This is a genomic window from Mediterraneibacter sp. 210702-DFI.5.30 (assembly GCF_020560115.1).
GTDB classification, from domain to species: domain Bacteria; phylum Bacillota; class Clostridia; order Lachnospirales; family Lachnospiraceae; genus Mediterraneibacter; species Mediterraneibacter faecis.
The window spans coordinates 18699-41081 of record NZ_JAJCME010000005.1; the positions used below are offsets into that span (position 1 = coordinate 18699).

General features: G+C 41.3%; 20 protein-coding genes and 1 pseudogene. 4 read left to right on the forward strand and 17 right to left on the reverse strand.

Translation table 11 applies throughout. The features are described 5' to 3' along the window. Window positions 1-45 precede the first annotated feature (45 nt). A complete protein-coding gene (locus LI126_RS06790) occupies window positions 46-810 on the forward strand; it encodes an HAD family hydrolase (protein WP_227165088.1) in 765 nt (254 codons plus the stop codon). Between the two features lie 117 nt (window positions 811-927). Here LI126_RS06790 and carB read toward each other — a convergent pair whose 3' ends face one another. From carB to LI126_RS06850, 12 genes and pseudogenes are all read right to left on the reverse strand, one after another. Continuing rightward, window positions 928-4131 (reverse strand): carbamoyl-phosphate synthase large subunit, encoded by a 3204-nt coding sequence (carB, locus tag LI126_RS06795; protein WP_015529665.1) that lies wholly within the window; start codon window positions 4129-4131, stop codon window positions 928-930. Continuing rightward, window positions 4131-5201 (reverse strand): carbamoyl phosphate synthase small subunit, encoded by a 1071-nt coding sequence (locus LI126_RS06800; RefSeq protein ID WP_055148336.1) that lies wholly within the window; start codon window positions 5199-5201, stop codon window positions 4131-4133. Before LI126_RS06800 ends, carB begins: the two co-directional genes overlap by 1 nt. A 205-nt stretch (window positions 5202-5406) precedes the next feature. After that, a complete protein-coding gene (locus LI126_RS06805) occupies window positions 5407-6642 on the reverse strand; it encodes a transglutaminase domain-containing protein (protein ID WP_227165089.1) in 1236 nt (411 codons plus the stop codon). A 37-nt stretch (window positions 6643-6679) separates the two neighbouring features. Then, window positions 6680-7972: a peptidoglycan-binding protein gene (locus LI126_RS06810; RefSeq protein WP_015529662.1), complete on the reverse strand. Its 1293-nt coding sequence runs from the start codon at window positions 7970-7972 to the stop codon at window positions 6680-6682. 71 nt (window positions 7973-8043) lie between these two features. Continuing rightward, entirely contained in the window at window positions 8044-9075 is a 1032-nt protein-coding gene (gene rseP / locus LI126_RS06815) for an RIP metalloprotease RseP (protein WP_226865952.1), read from the reverse strand. 3 nt (window positions 9076-9078) lie between these two features. Further along, window positions 9079-10221, reverse strand: a complete 1143-nt coding sequence (gene dxr / locus LI126_RS06820; RefSeq protein WP_020436664.1) for a 1-deoxy-D-xylulose-5-phosphate reductoisomerase — start codon at window positions 10219-10221, stop codon at window positions 9079-9081. Between the two features lie 86 nt (window positions 10222-10307). Next, window positions 10308-11120, reverse strand: coding sequence for a phosphatidate cytidylyltransferase (locus LI126_RS06825; RefSeq protein ID WP_227165090.1), 813 nt, complete (start codon window positions 11118-11120; stop codon window positions 10308-10310). Between the two features lie 2 nt (window positions 11121-11122). After that, window positions 11123-11848, reverse strand: a pseudogene (locus LI126_RS06830) (isoprenyl transferase); the annotation flags it as partial. A 136-nt stretch (window positions 11849-11984) separates the two neighbouring features. After that, on the reverse strand, window positions 11985-12536 hold the full coding sequence (gene frr / locus LI126_RS06835) for a ribosome recycling factor (protein ID WP_015529657.1): 552 nt from the start codon (window positions 12534-12536) through the stop codon (window positions 11985-11987). Window positions 12537-12716: 180 nt separating this feature from the next. Beyond that, a complete protein-coding gene (gene pyrH, locus LI126_RS06840) occupies window positions 12717-13412 on the reverse strand; it encodes a UMP kinase (RefSeq protein ID WP_015529656.1) in 696 nt (231 codons plus the stop codon). Window positions 13413-13650: 238 nt separating this feature from the next. Then, window positions 13651-14331, reverse strand: a complete 681-nt coding sequence (locus LI126_RS06845) for an LrgB family protein (protein ID WP_020436661.1) — start codon at window positions 14329-14331, stop codon at window positions 13651-13653. Next, complete coding sequence (locus LI126_RS06850) at window positions 14328-14699, reverse strand: CidA/LrgA family protein (RefSeq protein ID WP_020436660.1); 372 nt, start codon at window positions 14697-14699, stop codon at window positions 14328-14330. Before LI126_RS06850 ends, LI126_RS06845 begins: the two co-directional genes overlap by 4 nt. A gap of 314 nt (window positions 14700-15013) precedes the next feature. Between LI126_RS06850 and aroF the strand changes: the two genes are divergently transcribed. Further along, the gene (gene aroF, locus LI126_RS06855) at window positions 15014-16027 is read left to right on the forward strand and encodes a 3-deoxy-7-phosphoheptulonate synthase (RefSeq protein WP_015529653.1); all 1014 of its coding nucleotides are present in this window, start codon (window positions 15014-15016) and stop codon (window positions 16025-16027) included. A gap of 10 nt (window positions 16028-16037) precedes the next feature. Beyond that, window positions 16038-17099, forward strand: coding sequence for a 3-dehydroquinate synthase (aroB, locus tag LI126_RS06860; RefSeq protein ID WP_227165091.1), 1062 nt, complete (start codon window positions 16038-16040; stop codon window positions 17097-17099). 181 nt (window positions 17100-17280) lie between these two features. Here the strand turns inward: aroB and LI126_RS06865 are convergent, their stop codons facing one another. The 4 genes from LI126_RS06865 to LI126_RS06880 form a co-directional block, all read right to left on the reverse strand. Next, window positions 17281-18072, reverse strand: a complete 792-nt coding sequence (locus LI126_RS06865) for an HAD family hydrolase (RefSeq protein WP_020436658.1) — start codon at window positions 18070-18072, stop codon at window positions 17281-17283. An 18-nt stretch (window positions 18073-18090) separates the two neighbouring features. Continuing rightward, window positions 18091-18372, reverse strand: coding sequence for a BMC domain-containing protein (locus LI126_RS06870; protein ID WP_015529650.1), 282 nt, complete (start codon window positions 18370-18372; stop codon window positions 18091-18093). A gap of 83 nt (window positions 18373-18455) precedes the next feature. After that, window positions 18456-18755: a BMC domain-containing protein gene (locus tag LI126_RS06875; RefSeq protein WP_015529649.1), complete on the reverse strand. Its 300-nt coding sequence runs from the start codon at window positions 18753-18755 to the stop codon at window positions 18456-18458. A gap of 253 nt (window positions 18756-19008) precedes the next feature. Then, window positions 19009-19665 (reverse strand): ECF transporter S component, encoded by a 657-nt coding sequence (locus tag LI126_RS06880; RefSeq protein ID WP_020436657.1) that lies wholly within the window; start codon window positions 19663-19665, stop codon window positions 19009-19011. A gap of 333 nt (window positions 19666-19998) precedes the next feature. On the opposite strand from LI126_RS06880, the gene LI126_RS06885 reads away from it, so the two are divergent. Next, the gene (locus LI126_RS06885; RefSeq protein WP_330627412.1) at window positions 19999-20769 is read left to right on the forward strand and encodes a delta-lactam-biosynthetic de-N-acetylase; all 771 of its coding nucleotides are present in this window, start codon (window positions 19999-20001) and stop codon (window positions 20767-20769) included. Here LI126_RS06885 and LI126_RS06890 read toward each other — a convergent pair whose 3' ends face one another. Continuing rightward, complete coding sequence (locus LI126_RS06890; RefSeq protein WP_155204563.1) at window positions 20770-22371, reverse strand: xylulokinase; 1602 nt, start codon at window positions 22369-22371, stop codon at window positions 20770-20772. It abuts the gene before it with no gap. Between the last annotated feature and the right edge of the window lie 12 nt (window positions 22372-22383).

The following is a 22383-nucleotide window of genomic DNA, read 5'->3' on the forward strand; positions in this document are numbered from 1 at the left end:
TTGAACATTTTTATTCAATACTTTTTTATTTTTTTGGTGATTATTATGAATAACTCTACTTTTTTCTTTGACATCGATGGGACACTTGCGACTTATCAGAAGCCTGTTTCTCATCAACTACGCAAAAAATTGCTTTATTTAAAAATAAAAGGACATAAAATATTTCTTTGCACCGGAAGAGGTTATTCTGATCTTCCACCTAAGCTTCTATCCATTGGATTTAATGGGATAATTTGTTCCACAGGTGCCTATCTTCGCATACAAGATAACGTAATTTGGGATTGCCCTTTTCCACGCCCATTATTATTAGAACTATATAACTATTTGAGAGAACTTAAAATCTCATCTTATTTTGAAGGGAGTTCTTTTATTTATCGTGCAGAACAAGGAGAATCATTAGAAAAACAATTTCCAGCAATAGATCAACTACTTCAGCAACCCCCTTCCACAATGGACGCAATCTACTCTGTCACTTTTCATCTAAAACAGGCAGAAGAACTTCCTGCTATTACTCAATGGGCGCAGGCACACCACCTAAATCTATTCATGCAGACAAAACTGCATGGTGATATCCTTATGAAAGAATGTAATAAAGCTATAGGGATTAAAAAAATGCTGGAATACCTTCATCTGACAGATTGGCCGTCTTTCGGTTTCGGTGACAGCCCAAATGATATTGATATGTTTCGAACCGTAAATACAAGTATAGCAATGGGCCACGCTCCTACTGAAGTAAAAGAGGCTGCTTCCTACATAACAGGAACCTTTGAAGAAGATGGAGTATTTGAATTTTTAGAAAAGTTTGAGTAACTAACAATAACTAACAAAAAGAGGAAAGCTAACAATTACACTAATCCAACACATTCTATGTTGTTATTGTAATTGTTAGCTTTCCCTTTAATTGAAAGAATCCTGGTTCAACAAATCTTACTGCACCTTCGCAATATCGATCAGTGACAGTTTCTTAATATCTGTATTCTCAAGACTTGTGATCAGTGCATACGCTGTGTCAATTGCAGTCAGTACATTCACACCTGTCTCGATTGCATTTCTACGGATTACAAATCCATCTCTTGAATGCTCTGCACCCTGTGCCGGGATATCGATAACAAGATCGATCTTATGTCCGAGGATCAGGTCAAGAAGGTTCGGTGATTCCTGCTCGATCTTACGAACCGGAGTAGCCTTTACTCCCGCCTCATTCAGCGCACGTGCTGTTCCGCTTGTAGCAAAGATATGGTATCCAATCTTCTCAAATCTTCTTCCGATCTCTACTGCATCTGCATGGTCTTCGTCACGGACTGTCATGATCATGTTTTTATGCTTCGGAAGCTTGATTCCAGCTCCGATAAATGCTTTGTAAAGTGCTTCATCAAATGTCTTTGCAATTCCAAGACACTCTCCTGTAGACTTCATCTCAGGTCCAAGGCTGATATCAGCTCCGCGGATCTTCTCAAAGGAGAATACCGGCATCTTAACCGCTACATAATCAGCTTCCGGCTGAAGTCCCGGTGTGTATCCAAGATCTTTGATCTTCTTTCCTGTGATAACCTGTGTTGCCAAAGGAACAATCGGGATACCTGTCACCTTACTGATATATGGTACTGTACGGCTGGAACGTGGATTTACTTCGATTACATATACATCATCTTCGCCGCACACAATAAACTGGATATTGATCATACCGATAACATGGAGTGATTTTGCAAGTCTTCTTGTATACTCAGCAATCTTTGCTTTTGCTCCTTCTGTCAGGCTCTGTGCCGGATATACGGAAATACTGTCTCCGGAGTGGATTCCTGCACGCTCGATATGTTCCATGATACCCGGGATCAGGATATCAGTTCCGTCGCATACTGCATCGACCTCAATCTCTTTTCCCTGAAGGTATTTATCTACAAGGATCGGGTGATCCTGTGCGATTCTGTTAATGATTCCGATGAATTCATCAATATCATTGTCGTTGATTGCAATCTGCATTCCCTGTCCACCCAGAACGTAGGAAGGACGAACCAATACAGGATATCCAAGTCTGTTGGCAACTTCTTTCGCTTCTTCTGCTGTGAATACTGTTCCACCTGTCGGACGTGGAATCTCGCACTCTTCAAGAATCTCATCAAAGAGCTCACGGTCTTCGGCTTTGTCTACATTCTCTGCGGATGTACCAAGGATCGGTACTCCCATCTTCATAAGTGCTTCTGTCAGCTTGATTGCTGTCTGTCCACCAAACTGTACAACTGCTCCGTCCGGTTTCTCAATATCAACGATACTCTCTACATCTTCCGGTGTCAGTGGCTCAAAATACAGCTTGTCAGCAATATCAAAGTCTGTACTTACTGTCTCCGGGTTATTATTTACAATGATTGTCTCATATCCGTCTTTTGCAAATGCCCATGTACAATGTACAGAACAGAAATCGAACTCGATACCCTGACCGATACGGATCGGACCGGATCCAAGAACAAGTACTTTCTTCTTATCTTTTGTCTGTTCAACTTCATTCTCGCTTCCATATACAGAGTAGTAGTATGGTGTCTCTGCGGCGAACTCTGCTGCACAAGTATCTACGATCTTATATGCTGCAACGATACCGTTTGCATGACGCATATCGTGAATTTCCTGCTCTGTCTTACCTGTCAGCTGTGCGATTACATTATCCGGGAACTCGATACGTTTTGCTTCTGCAAGAAGTTCCGGTGTAAGTTCCTGTGTCTTCAGAGCTGTCTCCATCTCTGTGATGATCGCAAATTTATCGATAAACCACTCATCAACTTTTGTAATCTCGTGGATCAGATCGTAAGAGATTCCTCTTCTGCATGCTTCTGCGATTCTCCACATACGCATGTCATCTACTTTCTTCAGCTGATCGATCAGTTCATCATCTGTCAGATCTGTGAAGTCATAAGACATCAGACTGTCTACATGCTGCTCCAGAGAACGGATTGCTTTCATAAGAGCTCCCTCGAAGTTATTACAGATACTCATAACTTCTCCGGTTGCTTTCATCTGTGTTGTCAGTGTTCTCTTCGCACTGATAAATTTATCAAATGGAAGTCTCGGGATCTTAACTACTACATAGTCAAGCATTGGCTCAAAACTTGCATAGGTCTTCTGTGTGATTGCATTCTTGATCTCATCCAGATTGTATCCAAGTGCGATCTTCGCCGCAACCTTCGCGATCGGGTATCCTGTTGCTTTGGAAGCAAGTGCAGAAGAACGGCTTACACGAGGGTTTACCTCGATTACACAATACTCGAATGTCTCCGGGTGTAATGCATACTGTACGTTACATCCACCTGTGATGTTCAGTTCACTGATAATGTTCAATGCGGAAGTACGTAACATCTGATATTCTTTATCGCCCAGTGTCTGAGAAGGTGCGACTACGATACTGTCTCCAGTATGAACTCCAACCGGGTCAATATTTTCCATATTACATACTGTAATACAGTTTCCTGCTCCGTCACGCATTACCTCGTACTCGATCTCTTTCCATCCCGCGATACAACGTTCAACAAGAACCTGACCAACACGGGAAAGACGAAGACCATTCTCAAGAATCTCTACTAACTGCTGAGAATCATGCGCGATACCACCACCGCTTCCTCCCAGTGTATAAGCAGGACGAAGAACAACCGGATAGCCGATCTTATTTGCAAATGCAAGTCCATCTTCTACATTTTCTACAACGAGAGAAGCTGCAACCGGCTCACCGATCTTCTCCATTGTTGCCTTGAACTCCAGACGGTCTTCTGCCTTCTTAATTGTCTCAGATGTTGTTCCGATCAGGCGTACATTATTCTCTTTTAAGAATCCAGCCTCTTCGAGTTCCATTGCAAGGTTCAGTCCAGCCTGTCCTCCAAGTGTTGGAAGTACACTGTCTGGTTTCTCCTTTTTGATCAGCTGCTCAACAACCTCAATTGTCAGTGGCTCGATATAAACACGATCTGCAATATCTTTATCTGTCATGATTGTCGCAGGGTTTGAGTTGAGAAGTACAACCTCAATCCCTTCTTCTTTCAGTGAACGGCAGGCCTGAGTTCCAGCATAATCGAACTCCGCAGCCTGTCCGATGACGATCGGACCAGAACCGATAACTAATACTTTTTTGATACTATTATCTCTTGGCATTATTTCTCTCCTCCCATCATCTCAAGAAAACGATCGAACAGGTATCCTGAATCCTGTGGTCCCGGGCATGCTTCCGGATGGAACTGAACTGTAAAAATGTTCTTTCCAACATATGCAAGTCCTTCGTTTGTTCCGTCATTTACATTCTTAAATGCAGGAACTGCAACGTTTGGATCAATCTTGTCTTCATCAACAACATAGCCGTGATTCTGTGAAGAAATGTAGACTCTGCCTGTCTGAAGATCCTTCACCGGATGATTTCCACCACGGTGTCCGTATTTTAACTTGTAAGTTGTACCACCTGTTGCAAGTGCCATCAACTGATGTCCAAGGCAAATGGCAAATATTGGGATATCTGTTTCATAAAGCTTTTTGATTTCTTTGATAATTGATGTACATTCTGCCGGATCTCCAGGTCCATTGGAAAGCATAATGCCATCTGGATTAGATGCGATGATCTCATCCGCTGTTGTATCGGCCGGATAAACGGTCACTTCGCAGCCGCGATCATTTAAAGATTTTGCGATGTTTTTCTTAGCTCCGAGATCAAGAAGTGCAACCTTCTTGCCTGTTCCTTCTAAAACGTATTTCTCCGCACATGTAACTTTGGAGACAACACCTTCTACCTTATAATTCTTCAACTTGGAGATTACTTCATCAAGATCGTAATTCTCGTTTGTTGTGATCATACCATTCATGGTACCTTTTTCTCTTAAGATTTTTGTAAGAGCACGAGTATCAACTCCTGCAATACCCGGAATATCATATTTCTTGAGGAAATCCTGAATTGTACCTTCACATCTGAAGTTACTTGGCATTCTGGATAACTCCCTCACAATATATCCATCTGGCCATGCCTTTAATGACTCCATATCCGGTGTAATTCCATAATTACCAATCAGCGGATATGTCATAACCACTGCCTGTCCCGCATAAGAAGGGTCCGTCAGTACCTCAAGATATCCTGTCATTGAAGTATTAAACACGATCTCACTGATCATATCTCTCGTCGAACCAATGCTTGTTCCTGTAAACACAGTACCGTCTTCCAAAATAAGAAACGCTTTCATCTGTTCACCCTTTCCCTTCGTAAAAATATTTTTTCTCAAAAGGAAGGCGCTCATGGAGTCTTTATTCCAGAGCGCCCTCTTTCTCAAATTGTAAAGATTATACTACAGCATGAGAGACATTTCAACATCATTTTTGATGAATAACTTAGTACTTTTATTAATATATATTGGTATTTTTTACTTATAAATGGTATTTTATGCATTTTTATGAATACCAGAAGATCATTATGATCCGCTTTCTGTCGTCCACGGCATACGTATATTTCACCTCTTCCAATTGTCTGAAGTCAACAAGAAACTCCGCCGCCTGTGGAATCAAATTATCTATAATTTTCTCTTTTGCAACTTCATAAACAGCATTTTCCGAAAAGCGGATAGCAAACATTTCCTGTCCCTGTTCTATCCCTGCTTTCATTTTTTCATAGATTTCATTCTCATCAAATGTTTCATAGTACAGACCGTTGATTCGATAATATTCCAGATCATTGGAATCGCACACCGGATACGGCACAAAATCATCCTGCTGATGATCTGTAAAAATTTCTTCATCTGTACAACATAGATACTCATAATTCACAAGATCATGAGGTAGCGTTTCTCCCGTCTCATTCTCCTGAAAGATCGGATCTCCGAAAGTCACATCCATCTGATAATACTTATCATCACATTTCACTATATTCCATGCATGTGCCCCCTGCTCTTTTACTGTTCCCACAACGTAAATACATTCTATTCCCATCTGTTTCAACAGATATTGCGCTGCCCTGGAATATCCTGCGCAGACGGATTTTTTCCCAACCAAAGAACTATAAATATTCTGATTATCCAATGCGTTTTGATCATAATCCACAGTATCTACAAGATATTTGAAAATGTACTTGATCTTCTCATATTCTGTCTCACACCCCTGTGCACCTGCAAGTGCCTCTTGTGCCGCATTTTCAATCTGCTCCCGTCTGGATTCTCTCTGATCCGGTGTACAGATATAAGACGGATGAAACTCGGTATAATCTTTATATACCGTCATTTTTGAGCTCCCGTCACACCAGAACAATTCCGGCCGGTCATACATCAGATATTCGTATATCTTTCCAGCCTCATCGTTCTCGCCTGCGTGAAGAAGAATGGTCTCCTCCATGAAACAAACACCCTGCAGGATCTCACGATAAACCTGTTTTTCCTGCTCCGACAGCTGCTGATAATAAAAACCATCTGCAACATCTTCTTCTGATACATTTAACTCCGGAAATTCTATTTTCTGACCAGAATCAGGCAAAAGGACATTTCCAGACTCACGGAATAATCCGGGTACTGCTTTTGTCATCTTTAATACACCTGCCGCTCCGATGATCACAAGAAGAAGCACAAGAAACACGAATCCTTTTCTTGTTGTTTTTCTATTTCTTCGTCGTTTTTTCCTTCGTCTTCTGTCTCTTTCCATTAATTTCACTGTCTCCTGTCTGAACTGTTCCTGTACTTTATGAAAGCTCTGCTATTCTTGACACGCCAACATAAATTTCCGATATCTTATACCATGTTTTATAATCTATCTCTCCTGTTACCGGAAGACCGAATATAGATTGAAATTTCCGGACAGCCGCTTCTGTTTCAGGTCCATAGATTCCATCTTCCGTCAATTTGGGAATCTCCGGATATGCCCCCGCAATCACATTCAGTTCTTCCTGTATCTGACGCACTTTTGGACCTTGTGAACCTTGTTCCAGTGTATATCCCGGCCAGGAAGACGGAATACCTGAGATTGCTTCTGCCGTATTGATATACATATCGTCACCATAATAATACCTTAGAATTTCAATCGGAGAAAATCCCTGTTCTCCCAGACTTTTTGACCCCCACTGTGTTAACCAGTTTGGACAACTCACTCTGCGACCATCACAATACTGTGTCAGGATTGGCTGGCGCACATTCGGCCGTGACAGATAGTCTGCAAACAGTTCATCCACAATCACTGAAATAGGCTCAAATATATTGCGCTCCGGGATCCATTTATGGTCAAATGCCGTTGATGATGTAATTGTAAAATCAAACCCTTTATTTCGATACCATTCCGTATAAACCCTGTTTAAAGTGAATGACATAATTGCCAGCACATTTGCCCTTATGGTGTCTGCCGGCCAGGTTGCATAGATTTCACTTGATGCGACATTTTTTATATAATCTTTGTACTTCACATAATAATTCTGTGCTGTAGAATCCCGCGGAGATCCATCATGTACGATAATATATTCCGGTACAACCACACGGCTCAAGACAATTTCTCCTGTTTCATTTACCGGCTTAATCTCTTCCTCTGCAATCTTCGGAGGATAATTTCCATATAAAGTATGAGCAGGGATGACGAATACCTGCTCTTCTTCCCTGCTCTGATCCTTTTGTTTCATGCGTATATTCTGGATTGCCTTTGTGTTTGCCAGGATCTCTGTTCCCGAAACACTGATCGACTCAAATCCTTCTGCTTCAATATTCAAGGTATATTCTGAATATGGTTGACGTTCTTCGTTCTCATCCAGACTCCATTCTTCCGGTGGTGCATTCAGTTCAACCAGTTCTGTCTGACCGGAAGAATCCGTGACTACCTGCTCTAATATACTTTCCGGAATTCCTGTATAAGAGATGGAAATCCGTGCTTCTTTTACTGGAAATGCATTCACAGAAGATGTAACATTTACCTGCAGCTGACCACGATCGATCAGATTCTCCTGCGTTTCTTTGCTTTCAATTGAACCTTGTATCGGTTGAAAAAGTTTCATAGTTTGTCTCCCACATCTGATTCGTTTCCTTTTTCCAGTATATGCGGAAAACTCCTATTCTTTCCTGTTTTCTACACAAGTTTCAGAATGTCATTAAACATAATAACAACCATCAATGCCATCAGAAGCACAAATCCTGCAAAATGTACCATGCCTTCTTTCTCAGGCGGTACTCTTTTTCCACGAACGGCCTCAATGATAAGGAATACAAGACGTCCACCGTCCAACGCCGGAAGCGGTAACAGATTCATCACACCCAGGTTGGCGGTCAGAAGTACTCCTATATTGAGAAAATTTAAAATCACTACTACCATGCCTGCCGGAGCTGCTTCCTGATAAACGTTATCTACCGCACTGACAATTCCAACCGGACCGGAAAGATCTTTTACTCCTACCTTTCCACCAACTAACATTTTCAGACTGTCAACTGTATATGTGATCCAATACTTCACCGTATATGCTCCGTATCGAACTGTTCCAAACAGACCCGGACGAACCATCTCACCACCTGTAATTCCAAGCAGAGGAAAAGCATCTCCCTCATTCTGTTTTGGTTCCAGCACAACTGTATAATCCTTACCGTCACGCTCATACTCAACTTCTACACTTTTTGTTCCCGCATGCATCATATTATACAGACTGATATCGTTCCAGATATGAACTGATTTTCCTCCGATCTTCTTGATCACATCTCCCGGTTCGATACCTTCTTCCTGCGCTGAATATCCATCTGTCACATTACTGACAATCGGTGCTCGATATCCCGTCCAGCCAATAATAATCATGCAGAGGATCCATGCAAGAATAAGATTAAACACTGGACCTGCAACAATTACTGACATTCTTGCCCAGACCGATTTGCTGTTAAAGCTCCCTTCAGACATATCATCCACATCATCTTCTCCCATCATGCAGGCTCCGCCAAACGGAAGAAGCTTTAAGCTGAATTTTGTTTCTCCAAACTGTTTTCCAAAAATAGTCGGTCCAAGACCCAGAGAGAATTCATCCACACGGATCTTATTCTTCTTTGCAAGCAGAAAGTGTCCTAATTCGTGAAAGATTACAATCGCACTGAATAGCAGAATTGCCAAGATTATGCCCATACATTACCACCTGTTTTTAATAAATTCATATGTTTCCTGTTCTGTCTTTAGTATCTCCTCAACGGTTGGAGCCGCAATATTTTTATGCGCTTCCATACACGCCTGAATAATCTCAGGAATCTGGAGATACTTAATCTTTCTGTCAAGGAACAGCGCAACTGCTTTCTCATTTGCCGCATTTAACACGGTCGGAAGGGAACCTCCTGTTCTTCCCGCTTCAAAAGCAAGCTTCAATCCATAAAATGTTTCCAGATCCGGCTGTTCAAACGTGATCTGCTGAAGTGTCGAAAAGTCCAGTCTGTCACCCGGAAGATAACGACGTTCCGGATAATAGAGTGCATACTGGATTGGAAGTTTCATATCCGGTGTTCCAAGCTGTGCGATCACTGCACCATCTTCATATTCCACCATTGAATGAATGATACTCTGTGGCTGCACAACAACCTGAATCTGATCTACATCCACTCCAAAGAGCCATTTCGCCTCAATCACTTCAAGACCTTTGTTCACCATTGTAGATGAGTCAATTGTAATCTTGCGTCCCATTGCCCAGTTTGGGTGTTTCAATGCATCCTCTACCTGGATGTTCGCCAGATCTTCCAGTTTCTTTCCTCTAAATGGTCCACCGGATGCCGTCAGGAGAATCTTGTGCAGAGCCTTCTGCTGTCCTCCCTGAAGAGACTGAAAGATTGCGCTGTGCTCGCTATCCACCGGAAGAATAGAAACCCCTTTTTCCTTTGCCAGCGGCATAATGATATGTCCTGCTGTGACCAGTGTCTCTTTATTTGCCAAAGCAATATCTTTTCCTGCATTAATTGCTTCAATTGTAGGAAGAATTCCAATCATTCCGACAATTGCTGTCACAAGAATCTCTGACTCCGGCTGTCTCGCTACTTCAAGCAGTCCATCCATACCGCTTACTACTTTAACATCCAGATCATTTATTTTGTCTTTTAATTCATTTGCTCTTTCTTCTTTCCAAACTGCTGCCAGTTTCGGCTTAAATTCTCTGATCTGTTTCTCCAAGAGATCAATATTATTCCCTGCTGCAAGTGCTGTAACCTCTAGATCGCCATTTGTCCTGACAATCTCCAATGTCTGTGTTCCTATGGATCCTGTGGATCCCAAAATTGCAATTTTCTTCATCGTAACTTTTTACCTCTATTCTGCTTTTATGTTACAATCCACAAAACTGTGGATCAGCAACGCATCTATCACACATATATCTCCTTTTACAGAAACAGGGAAAGATAGAAAATAATAGGTGCTGTAAAGATAACACTGTCAAAACGGTCAAGAATTCCTCCATGTCCCGGAATCAGTTTTCCATAATCTTTAATGTTGTGGTATCTCTTGATTGCAGAAGCTGCCAGGTCCCCAATCTGTGAAATTGCTCCACCGACCGCACCAATGATCGCATATTGCAATAAATCTGCTGCCGCATTTCCCCAGTAGTTAATTGCAAGTCCATACAATACTCCGATCAATGCTGCACCAAGGATTCCTCCGATTCCACCTTCTATTGATTTCTTCGGACTTAAAATCGGTGCCAGCTTGTGCTTTCCGATCAACATACCGACACAGTATGCACAAGTATCACATCCCCAGGAGCATACAAATACAAGCCATACCGAGAAGATTCCTCCCGGAAGATTTCTTGTCTGATAAATGTAAGAGAGCATCACTGCCACATAGAACATTCCAAAAAAACCGGCAAAAATCTGCTGTGTATTATATTTCGGATAGGAAAATACAAGAACCGCCATCTGGCAGATCAAAAAAGCCATAAACAGCATAACAAACCAGTTTAAGGATTCTCCCGGAAGAAGCGGTTTAAAATATAATAACCCATAATACAGGATTGCAAAAATATATCCGACAATTCCTGGTGCCTTCTTCTCTATGTGAAATACTTTATACAACTCTGTCATTCCGATCAGGCTGATTAATAACAAAACTGCAAAGAGCAGGTTTCCGCCCGTGATCACTGTGACAAGCGCGATGATCACTAATAGTATTCCACTTAGTAACCTTGTTTTAAACATCTTTATTCCGCCTCCTCTACTCCGCCGAATCTTCTATGCCTGCGGTTATATTCTTCCACCGCTTTTATAAGCTCTTCTTTCGTAAATGCCGGCCACGGAATATCTGTAAAATAAAACTCTGAATAGGCCAGCTGCCAAAGCAGATAATTCGATAATCTTTGTTCTCCGCTTGTACGGATCATCAAATCCGGATCCGGAATGTCATTTGTATCCAGATAAGAATTAAATAATGATTCATCGATCGTGTCCGGATTTACCTTGCCGGCCGCACAATCCTTCGCAAGCTTTCTGGCTGCTCTTGTGATCTCATCACGGCTTCCATAATTCAGGGCAATTGTAAAATTAAGCCCTCCATTGTTGGCTGTTGCCTCTTCCAGTTCTCTGATCCGGCTCTTGATATCCTCATCCAGCGGTTCAATATCGCCGATCACACGGATCTTCATATCATTCTTTGCCGCTGTCTTCAGACATGTTTTCATGTAATTTCTTAAAAGTTTCATCAGTGCATCCACTTCATTCTGTGGTCTGCTCCAGTTTTCTGTAGAAAATGCATAGACTGTCAGGTACTTGATTCCCATACGCCATGCTTCTTCACAGATCTTCTCAACGTTCTTGGCTCCCTGTGCGTGTCCGTAATTTCTCGGCATTCCTTTTGATTTTGCCCAGCGTCCGTTTCCATCTAAAATAATCGCAATATGCTGTGGTACGTTCATTTTCTTATCCTCTCTGTCGCAACTTTCTTTAAAGAAGAAATGGAGGCCTTAAATAAGCCTCCATGTTCTTAAAAACTTATCTGCGTACAAATAATCTGTAAACAGTTTTTCCACATTACAATCTGACAATTCAGCTCTGCTGTTTTTCGATTTAGACTGTCATGATTTCCTTGGACTTCGCCTCTACCATCTTGTCAATCTTAGCAACATACTTGTCTGTGATCTTCTGAAGTTCATCTTCAAGATCTTTGATCTCATCTTCAGAAATTTCCGTTCCTTTCAGTTTCTTGAAAGCAACATTTCCATCACGACGGACATTACGTACAGCAACTTTCGCTTCCTCACCTTTTTTCTTAACATCTTTCGCAAGTTCTTTTCTGCGATCCTCTGTCAGTTCTGGGAATACCAAACGGATAGATGTTCCATCATTTGTCGGGTTGATTCCGATATCAGATGTAAGAATTGCTTTCTCAATTGCCTTGAGCATGCTCTTCTCCCATGGCTGGATCTGGATCATACGTGCTTCCGGTACAGAAACATTCGCTACCTGCTGGATCGGTGTTGGTGTTCCGTAGTAATCAACTGCCAGCTTATCCAGTACATGTGGGTTTGCACGCCCTGCACGGATTGTAGCAAGTTCTCCATCCAGATTGTTAATTGTCTTTGTCATCTTATCATCATAGATTTTGTTTTTTTCATTCATGCTGTAATTCCTCCGCTATTTGTAACTGTTCAGAGCCAAGCAAAATTTCAAAAAACAGGTATAAAATGCTTGCATTTTTAAAACTGTTTTTGAAATTTTATTTGGCGGATACGCCACACCGACGAAATGCGTAGCATTTTGGAGGTTGGCTCTGAACAGTTACTGCTATTTTAAAATAGTTTATACAGTAACTTTTGTTCCTGTGAATTTTCCCTGCATTGTATTTACAATACTATTCTCTTCATTAAGTCCGAATACAAGCATCGGCATCTTATTCTCAAGACAGAGAATGGATGCTGTCAGATCAACTGCTGCGAGTTTCTGATCGATCACTTCTTGAATAGAAATTTCATCATACTTCACTGCTGCCGGATTCACCTTCGGATCACTGTCATAGATACCGTCAATTGCCTTTGCAAGAAGCATTGCATCTGCCTCAATCTCGATTGCACGGAGAACTGCACCTGTATCTGTTGAGAAATATGGATGTCCTGTTCCACCTGCGAAAAAGATCACCTTACCTTCTTCCAGTGCTGCAACTGCCGCATCCTTTGAGAACAGAGATGTAAATGCTCCGCATACAAAAGGTGTGAATACTTCTGTCTTCATTCCTACATGACGGAAAATATCTGACACATAGATACAGTTCATAACTGTTGCAAGCATACCGATCTGATCTGCTTTTGTACGGTCAATTGTCTCACTTGTTCTTCCTCTCCAGAAGTTTCCTCCTCCTGTTACGATTGCTACCTGCACACCTTCATCTACAAGCTGTTTTACCTGCTTCGCAACTCCGATACAGGTTGCCTCATCAAATCCAGTCTTCTTCTCGCCTGCAAGAGCTTCTCCGCTCAGCTTTAACAATACTCTTTTCATACCGTATAGCTCCTTTAAATTCTATCTTTCAGTGCCTGTTCTGTCTTTTTCACACAAACCATAATTCAAAGTATAATGGCACTAACCTAACTTAGAGTATAACATAAGTTTCCACATTTGTCATGACCGAAGCGTGAAATCCTTATTTTTTTCAAAAAAAAGAACCGATTTCTTTCAGGCAATGTTTCTATACGAAAATCCTGATTAAATCGATTCTTTTCATGATTATTAAATTCGCCTACATAATAAGCATTGAAAACAGCACTGTAATAATTCCACAGATTCCGATTGCAAGACCGCTCATTGCACCCTCGATCTCACCAATTTCAATTGCCTTTGATGTTCCGACCGCATGACTACATGCACCGATTGCAAGTCCTGCTGCCACAGAATCCTTCACATGGAATATTTTGATCAGCGTCGGAGCCAGAATACTTCCAAGAATCCCCGTGAAAATAACAGCAACCACCGTAATCGGCACTACACCACCTGCCGGCTCAGAAATACTCACTGCGATAGGTGTTGTCACTGACTTAGGGATCAGTGAAACTGTCATGCTCTGATCCAGTCCAAATAATTTGCACATTCCAAACACGCTTGCCATAGATGCTGCTGACCCTGCAGTACATCCAACTACAATTGGAAGCCAGTATTTCTTCAAAACATCAATTTTTGTATAAATTGCAACCGCAAGACATGCTGTTGCCGGAGCAAGGAACATATTGATTAAAGCCCCGCCCACATCATAGCTATCATATGGAATATCAAAAATCAAAAGGACTCCTACAATCAATACAATCGCAACGATCAGTGGATTACAGATCGGTGTCTTTAATTTATTATGCAGCTTTTCTCCTATCCAGAATGCTACTACACTCAACCCTACTCCAAAATAAGGAGATGTCATTAATTCTTTCATGCTTTCTTTCCTCCCTTTTTCTTCTCCATCAATTTCACTGTCAGCGTAACTACATACGCTGTCACAGCAAATGTTACAATCGTGGATACAACACAGATTACAAGAAGCTGAAGCACTGTACTTTTTAAAATGTCAAAATAATTAATGATACTTACTCCTGCCGGTACAAAAAAGAATGCCATATTTCCTAATAAAAAATCTGCTTTTTCCTGCACATGCTCAATCTTTAAGAACCCGGTCAGCAGACAGATCAACAATAAAATCATACCGATTACACTCGCCGGAAAAGAAAACGGCAGATAATGTTCGATTACAAGACTGACCCAGCAAACACCGAATATCACACCAAACTGTTTTAAAATCTTCATTTGTTTTACCTCTTTTTAATATGTAAGCCTACATGTCAAGTTCCAGAAACAATTCTTTCGTCAGTTTCTGTCAATCTCATGCCTGGAGAACTCTCTCTTCACATGACACGCTTTTTAGATTAGCACTGCGCACTCTATCCGTCAATGTGATTATTCATGAAATAATCACACTATTTTGCATGTTTTTTTGATATATTTCTTCAAATAATCCAAAAGACATTGACATCTAATTGTATATGTTTTATGATACATATGTTTTCGCACTTTAAACAACTAAAATTTTACAGTACGAATATTAAGGAGGATGATAAAAAATGATTATTGTTTTGAAACCTCATACTTCTGAGGAAAATATACATCGTGTCGAAAATCTTGTAAAAAAGCACGGACTTGACACTCATCTGGTTCAGGGAACCGGAATGACGATCATCGGATGTATCGGAGATACAACACTGATCGATCCAAGACAATTTGAAATTGACACATGTGTTGACAAAGTTATGCATGTACAGGAGCCTTATAAGCTTGCAAATCGCGCATTTCATCCGGAAGACTCTATTATTGATGTTTCCGGTGTTAAGATTGGCGGTGAACATTTAGGACTGATTGCAGGACCTTGTTCTGTAGAATCCTATGAGCAGGTTCTTGAGATTGCTCAAAAAGCAAAAACATCCGGAGCAAATCTTCTCCGCGGCGGCGCATTCAAGCCAAGAACAAGTCCTTACGCTTTCCAGGGACTCGGACTTGAGGGACTTGATATTCTCTGTGCAGTCAGAGAAGAAGTCGGACTTCCTATTGTTACAGAACTCATGTCTTCCAAGTATCTGGATGTATTCAACGAGAAGGTTGACCTGATCCAGATTGGTGCCCGCAACATGCAGAACTTTGATCTTCTCAAAGAATTAGGACAGGTTGATCGCCCAATCCTGTTAAAGAGAGGACTGAATGCCACATACGAAGAATGGATCATGTCCGCTGAGTATATCATGGCATCCGGTAATGAAAATGTCATTCTCTGTGAACGTGGTATCCGTACTTTTGAGACTTTTACAAGAAACACTCTGGATCTTCAGTGTATCCCTGTTCTTCGCAGCAAGACACATCTTCCGATTGTTATTGACCCAAGTCATGCCGGCGGAAAATGGTGGCTTGTTGAGCCTATGGCAAAGGCTGCAGTTGCTGCAGGTGCTGACGGACTTATGATCGAAGTTCACAACAATCCGGAAGCTGCCCTTTGTGACGGAGCCCAATCTTTGAAACCTGAGAAATATGATGTTCTGCTTCAGCAAGTTCGTCAAATTGCCGAAGTAGTCGGTAAAAAATTCTAAGGAGATCGTCATGAAATTAACAGTTGATCTTGGACCGAATTCTTATCCGATCCATATTGAAAATGGAATCCTTGCAAAAACCGGAGAACTTGTAAGCGAAGTGTTCTCCGGGAAAAAAATCATGATCGTTTCAGATGATAATGTTTTTCCTCTCTATGGAGAAATTATCACAAAAGCATTGTCTGACTCAGGGTTTGAATGCCACTCTTTTGTTCTGCCTCACGGCGAACCTACTAAGAGTTTCCAGTCTCTGCCTAAGATCTATGAAGCATTAATAAATGTAAAACTAACACGAAGTGACCTGCTCATCGCACTTGGTGGCGGTGTGATCGGTGATCTTGCCGGATTTGCTGCCAGCAGTTATCTGCGTGGAATCAAATTTGTACAGATTCCAACCTCACTTCTTGCGCAAGTCGATTCTTCCGTTGGCGGAAAAGTTGCGGTAGATCTTCCGCAGGGAAAAAATCTTGTTGGTGCATTTTATCACCCAAAGGCAGTCATCATTGACCCAGATGTGCTGAATACATTGCCAGATCATTTCATCAGTGATGGAATGGGCGAAGTGATCAAATATGGATGCATCAAAGACAACGAGCTTTTTGAGCTTTTATGTAGACATACTTCCTTCGATGATTTAAAGCCGAAGCTGACACAGATTATTGCACGCTGCGTTGATATCAAAAGAATCGTTGTCGAAGCCGATCAGTTTGACCTTGGAGAACGTATCCTTCTGAACTTTGGACACACACTTGCGCACACGATTGAACAGCACTTCAATTATGAGCGCGAAAGCCATGGAGAGGCTGTTGGAATCGGTATGTATCAGATTACAAAGATTGCAGAAGAGAAAGGATTAACCACATCCGGATGCGCAGAACAGATCAAAAAGGCATTGGAGATTTATAAACTTCCGGACAACTCTAATTTACCGATTGATGTACTGACTGATGCAATTTCTTTGGATAAAAAGAACCTGAATAATCACTTGAATGTTGTACTTCTTCATGACATTGGAGACAGCTATGTATATCCAACAGATGTCAGCTTCTTTGACGGTGTCGGTATTGTATAACAGAAATACTTTATGAACAAAGAATGTGCCTTGGCACATTCTTGCGACACCTACCTTGTACGCCGCAGTGCGCATCCTGAGCGGAGCGTTTTTTATATATTAGGAAAGGACTTTCCTAATATATAAAAAACAGGATCCGCCAGTTTTATCTTTACTGACAGATCCTGTTTTCTATTTTCTGTTAAATTAATCCATAATGCTTCATGGCATATGCAATTCCATCATTTTCCACTGTCTTTGTAACAAACTCAGCATATGAATCCAATACCGAATCATGTCTGCCCATCGCAATCGCATGCTCCGCATATTCAAACATCGCCAGATCATTACTGCTGTCTCCGAAGACATACGCATGACTTGCATCCATGTCATATCTTTCCATAATAAACTGACATGCTGTCGCTTTAGAAAATCCCTTCTGAATTACCTCATAGGCCTTTCCGCCACGGTCAAGTGCTTCCATGTCATCTCCAAGATACTCACGAAAAGAATCAAAATCACTCTTATCATCTACGTAAACAAACAACTTATCATATTCAAATCTTTCGCTCTCTAAAGACTGTTCGATTCCTATTCCTCTAGATGCAAAATATCTTCTTGTAGATTCTAACCTGTCAAATCGTGATATGTGCCCAGGAAAATAACAATCCTCTTGTCCTTCCGCAATAACACCAAGATTACATTCTTTTGCTTTTCGCAGCAGTTCTATACCTCTCTGCTTCTCAATCGAGCTTTTTAGCAAAACTTCATCATGTTCTGTAAGATATGTCCCACAGCCACATAAATACCCATCAAATTGGAATTTTCTCACCTCTGTCGGAATACTACAGATTGTTCTTCCTGTATTAATAAACAGCAGATGTCCTTCCGCTCGTGCTTTTTCCATTGCCTCAATCGCACTTTGCGGTACTTCTTTTGTCACTTCACTCAACACTGTTCCATCAATATCAAAAAACAAGATTGCTCTTTCCATTTTACTTAATCCTAACTCTTATCTATTCTTAAACATTTCTACTATGTCAACCATCTCCTGAGACGGATTGGAGATTACAGCAGTTTGTATAACTTTACACGGTGCATTATTTTTCACTTCATCAACCGCTGCTGTTACTGCTGATACACTGCCACCTACAAAAACAAGTGCATGTCCACCACACTTTGTGTCCTGTGTCACATACTCTACTTCTGCAGTCTTTAACATGCGGTCAACTACGATCACCGCATTGGATTCTCCTTTTACCTCTACCAGGCCATATGCTCCATATTTCTTCATCTTATTTCCCTTTCTTTTCCTTCTCTGATTTCCTCACAAAACAATACTCTTCTCATATGTACAACAGACAATTGAACAAATACCTATTTATTAATTGTCATTGCAATTGCTTTTTCCGTATCCTCAGAAGGTGATGCAATCACCGTATGGGAAACAATCTTCGTCAACGGTCTGGCTACATCCAGTGCTGCTTCCATTGCAGCCTTCACGTCAGAGACACTTCCTCTCATCTTCACGCAGGCTCCTGCCGCAAGACGATTTCTCTCCACACCCTGAATCTTTACTGCTGCTGCCTTTGCTGCCGCATCAAGTGCTACAAAACAGATACACTCACTTTCCAGTTCAAATACGCCGATTGCCTGGTTTCTGTAATCCTCTGCCATATTTTTCTCCTCTTCTTTCTGCTGTTCTGATCTTCCAACAGTTTTTGCATGTCATATAGCTTTATTATAATACACACCTGACACTTAATCAACTATAACAGCAACTAAAATTCATCAAAAAACAACATGAAGAAGTTGCTTTCTTGTGGTTTTGTTACTATTTTGTAACTTTACAAGCTGATAACAGTCTTAATTCCACATTCATTTAACTTCTTCATGATTCATTACTTTCTTCTATTTTTAAATTCGTCTGTTATTTTGCAGATTCCACATTCACAGCCCCAAGATTCATCTTGCGGAAAACTACAACAAGTACTTTTCCAAGTGCAAGAACGAGAATTGCCGCCGCGATTGCTTCCGGAATACCAGATGCTGTCACAGTTCCCATCACCAGACCGAATACTGCTGTAAGAGCAACTTCTTTTGCCTCGGCATACTGCTGTGCAAACAGGAAATAAATACTTCCCATTACAGTGACAGTATTCACCATTGAACCAACAAATCCCACAATCGGAAGTGCAATAAACTGATTCAGTTTAATCTTTGTAAAAAGTACCCACAGCCATCCTGCTACCACACCGATCAGAATTCTGCATCCAACAGATATCCAGATTGCCTTCAACGCCCCAGGAATTCCGGTTGTACTTAAAAATGGTGAAAATGCAAAGGATAAGAGTGTCGGAGCCATTGTATTACTGACCAGAGAGCATATACCAAAAACTGCTCCAAGAATTGCTCCTGCACCAGGTCCTAACAGAATTGCTCCGAGGATCACCGGAATATGAACTGTTGTTGCCTTAATGATAGGGAGCTGGATCATACCAAGCGGTGTATTGGCCAGTACGATCACGATTGCTGCCATAAGTGCAACACTAACCATCCAACGAGTGTCATGTTTCTTTGTTTTCATTATTCAATTCCTCCTTGTTATCATTCCCAACTTGCGGGATACAATACAATTACCGGATTAGTATATCATTCCTCTGCCTAATCAACAAGTATAAAAAGAAATACAATTTCATATATTCTATTAACGATTTTCCGAGGTGAACGAATGAAACTCTCTCTTTCCCGGAAATGTATCCATTTTCCCATACACCCTTTGAAATCAAAAAAGTATTGCATTTTATTTCTTATCTTCTCTTATTTTTCAGGTATTGGAGCTGGATTTCTTAAAGAACAGATTTTCGCTTTTTCTAATGAGTCAACTTCGGCTCGCCCCTCTCCTGTCAACCAGAACTCCGTGACTTCTATTCCCCGGACGATTTCCTGTGCCCTTCCTGATCTCACACTTTCTTCAGAAGGAAACTGGGGGTTAAGTTTTCAGGAAGAAGGCAAAACTCCTGTTGGAAATGCTTCGATTCAGGAACTTGCATCTATGGATGCTTATTACGCACAGGATACGTCTGAAAAAGTTCTGTATCTTACTTTTGATGCCGGTTACGAAAACGGAAATACATCTGCCATCCTTGATGCACTGAAAAAACATCAGGTAAAAGCCACTTTTTTTGTTGTCGGAACCTACATTGACTCTGAGCCTGAACTGATCCGACAGATAATAAAAGAAGGACACACCGTGGGAAACCATACCTGGCATCACCCCGACATGTCCCATATTTCTTCTATAGAAGATTTCCAAAAAGAACTGGAATATGTAGAAACTGCCTATAAAAACGTAACCGGAAAGAATATGACCAAATACTATCGGCCTCCTCAGGGAAAATACAGTGAAGCTAATCTTCAAATGGCAAAAGAACTTGGTTACAAAAGTTTCTTCTGGAGTCTCGCCTATGTAGACTGGTATCAGGATAACCAGCCATCCAAAGAAGAAGCTTTCTCCAAACTCCTCGGAAGGATTCATCCCGGAGCTATCGTTCTGCTCCACAGCACATCTTCCACTAATGCTGAAATCCTGGATGAACTACTGACCAGATGGGAAGAGATGGGATACCATGTACAGCCCCTTGAAAATATCCTTTCCACTTCATCTGCCACCGTCCAGCAACACACGTAACTATAAATTTTCAACCGCTGCTTTCTCGATTGCAAGACCCTTAGCATATGTTTCCATAAATTTCTCGTATCCTTCCACATCTTCCGCAACCGGATCCATTCCTGTTCCCACTGCATCATGGAATACTTTGTTCTCAAGATAATCTGTCAGCGATTCCTTGTCCTCTTTCTTAATAAGGTAATCGGCAAGCAGTGCGATTCCCCATGCACCACCTTCACCTGCTGTCTCCATAACATAAACCGGTGTATCGATTGCTCCTGCAAGGATTCTCTGTCCAACACCTTTTGTCTTAAACAATCCGCCATGTCCCATCATTCGATCCAATGCAACATGTTCTTTTTTCAGAAGGATATTCATTCCTGTCTTCAATGCTCCAAGAGAAGTATAAAGATGCACTCTCATAAAGTTTGCAAGATTAAATTTGCTGTCAGGTTTACGAACGAACAACGGTCTTCCTTCGTTAAATCCTGTAATATGCTCTCCTGAGAAATAGTTGTAAGCCAGAAGTCCGCCACAATCGGAATCTCCTTCTAATGCTTTGTTATAAAGTGTTCCAAAAATCTGGTTCATATCTGCTGTCATTCCCATACTCTCTGCAAATTCACGGAACAGATTCACCCATGCATTCAGATCTGATGTACAGTTATTACAGTGTACCATCGCTACAAGATCTCCGGCCGGAGTTGTTACGAGGTCAATTTCTTCGTAAGGCTTTGTCAAGTCTTTCTCAAGTACTGCCATTGCAAATACACTTGTTCCGGCAGATACATTTCCTGTACGGACAGCAACGCTGTTTGTTGCAACCATTCCTGTTCCGGCATCTCCTTCCGGAGGACACATTGGAATTCCGGACTGAAGTGTTCCTGTAGGATCAAGCAGTTTTGCGCCTTCTTCCGTCAATACACCTGCGTCTTCTCCGGCAACAAGAACTTCCGGAAGGATTTCACGGATCTTCCATGGGAAATTCTTCTCTGCTGTAAGTTCATCAAACTGATCCATCATCTTCTCATTAAATTTCTTAGTAGCTATGTCGATTGGGAACATTCCTGCTGCATCACCATTTCCGAGCACCTTCTTGCCGGTCAGTTTCCAATGGATATATCCTGCAAGTGTTGTAATATAACGAACATCTTTTACATGTTCTTCACCATTTAAGATTGCCTGGTACAGATGAGCAATACTCCAACGCTGCGGAATATGATAAGAAAAGAGCTCTGTCAGTTTTTCAGAAGCTTCTTCTGTGATCGTATTTCTCCAGGTACGGAACGGAACAAGCAATTCATCATTCTCATCAAACGCAAGATATCCATGCATCATTGCGCTGACTCCGAGTGCTGCAAATTTTGTAAGCTTCACATTATATTTTGCTTCTACATCTTTCACAAGATCCTGGTAACATCCCTGAAGACCATTCTGGATTTTCTCCATGCTGTATGTCCAGACATTGTCTACAAGCTGATTCTCCCAGTCATAACTTCCGGATGCGATCGGACTTTTATCCTCATCAATTAAAACTGCTTTGATTCTTGTAGAACCAAACTCAATTCCAAGCACCGCTTTTCCTTCTTCGATTGTTTTCTTAATCTCTTCTTTTCCTCTCATATTTTTGCCCTC